This window comes from Arthrobacter sp. Bi26 (genome assembly GCF_918697925.1).
Taxonomy (GTDB): domain Bacteria; phylum Actinomycetota; class Actinomycetes; order Actinomycetales; family Micrococcaceae; genus Arthrobacter.
In genome coordinates, this window is the sequence record NZ_CAKKMF010000188.1 from 1 (window position 1) to 2,831 (window position 2,831).

Genomic DNA, 2,831 nt, shown 5'->3' on the forward strand with positions numbered 1-2,831 from the left:
CATCGCACGTCTGCGTAATCTGTAACAAGGCTCGTAGTCCTCAGCAATAGATGTCTCGACAACACCTATGCTCGCAGGGCTACGAGCCCCTTCATTTGAAGGACACCACGCTAAAAGTTGATGAGCCCATTTAACCGGCTCTTCATGACCGAGGATGTAGTCGGGGCCTGACCTCGTTTCAGGTTCGAGAGCGTCAGCGCCAGAAATCGGTGAGCTGTTCGGCAAGGGCTCTGCCTTGGTTGTAACCAGCCTGAGCGGCGGGCGGACGCAGGGACAGATCCATCGCATTGGCGCCGAACATATGCTCAGAGTTGCTATCCGGGAAGATCGTTTCGACTTTGCTGCCGCGCGCGCGTAGCTCGTCGACCTGTGCTGCAAGATGCATGCCCCACTCCAACGGCGTCCGTGTTCTGCCGCCGAATGGCGACAGCACCAGCACCCGCCCGTTTCCGGCTGCCAGATCTGCATTCTCGTTGCGTCGGTAGCCGCCGTCGATATACCGTTTGTCTCCGATCCTGTAGGCGAAGCCACTGGCACAGCTGGCCGCGACGGCGTCCACCAGGTCGACTCCGCTGTGGCGGTCGAACACGACCGGTTCGCCGGTATGGGCATTGACCGCCGTGATGAGCACTGTTCGTTCCGGCCAGTGCTGACTGGGCAGCCGCGCGGCGACGGTCGCGCGCCACCGCGTTTGCCTGGAGCCGTCCGACGCCGCAGCCATATCGAGTGCCGCGGCGCCCATTCTGCGACGCATGTCGGCCGCATCCTCAGCGGCGGCGATGATCTTGCTCGTTCTCTCCATGTGGTCCGCCGCCGGCCTGATCGGAACGCGTCCACGGTCGGATCCGACCGGACCGGTACGTTGCTGGGGCGCCGCGGCAAGAATAGCGGCAAGCAGTTCGGTCGCCTGGATCCCACTGGTTATCTGGGTCGCGGCGGTCGAGCCGGCCGACGTCCCGATGACCAGATCAGCCTCAGTCACATCCAGCCCGGCATCGAAGAGGCCGGCGATGACGCCGATCAGCCACGCGTTGCCTGTCGATCCGCCGCCACCGAGCACCAACGCTCGCCCGCCCGCAGCGCGCACCTGCTTTGTGGCGTCGACCTGCGGCTGATTCTGGTCGGACCTCGGCCGGTCGGAGGCTGTCATCGAGGTGATGTGCAGAGTTGAAGAGGGTGTGGTGTTCATGGGAGTCGCCTTTCGCGAATTGGCTGTTGGGCGCTCCCGGTGGCGACTAGCTCAGTCGCGCGATCGTGGACTGTGGGGAGAACCCATTGCGGATACTGCATACATGGGTCTCACCTCCTGCCGATGGATCACGATCACGGGAATGATCGCACACCAGCGACACGGTGCGCAATCGGCATCGAGCCGGTTGCAGTGCGCCTGTCGAACGCGCCGCCGTCCGCTACACCCTCATCTGTGATGGGCCATTTACCCCCACAACAATCCGCCAGAGCAGCCTGGAAGGCCGGGAACGGCGGTGTCCCAACCACCAGGACCCCCAGTGCTAGGTTCCCGCCGGAACATCATTGAGGTCGAGGGCCCCCAACCACGTTGGGGGCCCTTGCGCATTTAAGCCCCCAAAACACAAGACCCTGCCCGTCGGCACATTCGGCGGCTACCCCCTGATCAGGTTGCCCCCGGGCAGCGCATCGACGATCTTCCCCGGTGCCCGTTCGCCGATGAGCGGCCACACGACGTCGTGGTCGCCGGCTTGAAGGACAAGACCCTGCGGTGGTGCCATGAACAGCGCCTGCCCGTCCGGACGGCCCGCCATCGGGTTCTCTACCGTCACGTCCGTTCCTTCTCTGGGTGTACCGTCCCCAGCGGGCACCATGTAGGCAACGGCAGCGGCCCCCTTGGGAAAGGCCTTCAGGAAGTACAGGGGATCCGAACTCCTTGCACCATTCAGCTCAAGGTAGACATTCCCGTCACTGCCCTGTGGCAGTCCGCCCTTGATCGCGGTGTCAGCGCGCAGGATCAGAACAATGGAGTGGATGCCGGTGCCCACTCTTCCTTTCCGGACGCCCACCACGGCTCCCCGGACGATCACCTGGCTCGCCGCTGCCAGCGCCGCCGGGGAACGGAAGGGCTCGTAGTCGTAGGTAATGCGGCCGAAGGCAGCCAGGGTATCTTCAGCCTTGTAGGAGGCCGGCCCGAAAGGCTGAGTCCCTGTCTGCTGTGAGGTGGACTGCGGGCTGCCGGGGAGCGCAAGCATCCCTGCAGGGGTGACAGTCACGCCTCCCAGGAGGCTGGCGCCGGCCAGTGCGCCCGCCGCGAGCCACAGCCGGGTGGGCTTAGCGCGTGCAGGGCTGACGGTTTCATTGACGCTGAATGTTTCATCGACCCGACGCTGGTTCATGCCCCCTCCTTCCACTGCAGTGAGCCGGGCTATGAGGCGGCGGGTCGGACCGGCCGCCCCGCAGCTCGAGGAGTGACGTCACAGTCCGGCCCCGAATCCTAAGTTCCGTATGCCCCGAATTGTCCCGGACACCAAAATGGCTGCACAAGAGCAGAAAGTCGCAGCAGAACTGCCAGGCCCTTCTGGTCGGTAGCGACGTCCCGCAGCTTGCCTCTGTGAGCATAAGACTCCGTGAGCATAAGAACTGTCTCGCCAGCCGCTCAGTGGCAGGCCGCCCATTGCGCCCGGTGTTCGTTGCGAACACCACGGCGTGCCCGAAGACAACGTCGGTTCCCGACAGAGTGCCGGCGGGGGTGTTCTTTCGGTGGTGCCGGCGGCGGCGTTGTTGGCTGCGGTTGGTGCTGTGGTGATGCAGTGCACAGTTCCGGGTTGGGGTGGCGGGGCGGGTGTTGGGGTGTTTTTGGG

Annotated in this window: 2 protein-coding genes; both read right to left on the minus strand. The window is 64.3% G+C overall.

Going from position 1 to position 2,831, the window contains the following annotated elements; translation table 11 throughout:
* Window positions 1-193: 193 nt before the first annotated feature.
* A complete protein-coding gene (locus LQV16_RS23310; protein WP_229996202.1) occupies window positions 194-1,189 on the minus strand; it encodes a patatin-like phospholipase family protein in 996 nt (331 codons plus the stop codon).
* A 433-nt stretch (window positions 1,190-1,622) separates the two neighbouring features.
* A complete protein-coding gene (locus tag LQV16_RS23315) occupies window positions 1,623-2,366 on the minus strand; it encodes a hypothetical protein (RefSeq protein ID WP_229996203.1) in 744 nt (247 codons plus the stop codon).
* Window positions 2,367-2,831 lie beyond the last annotated feature (465 nt).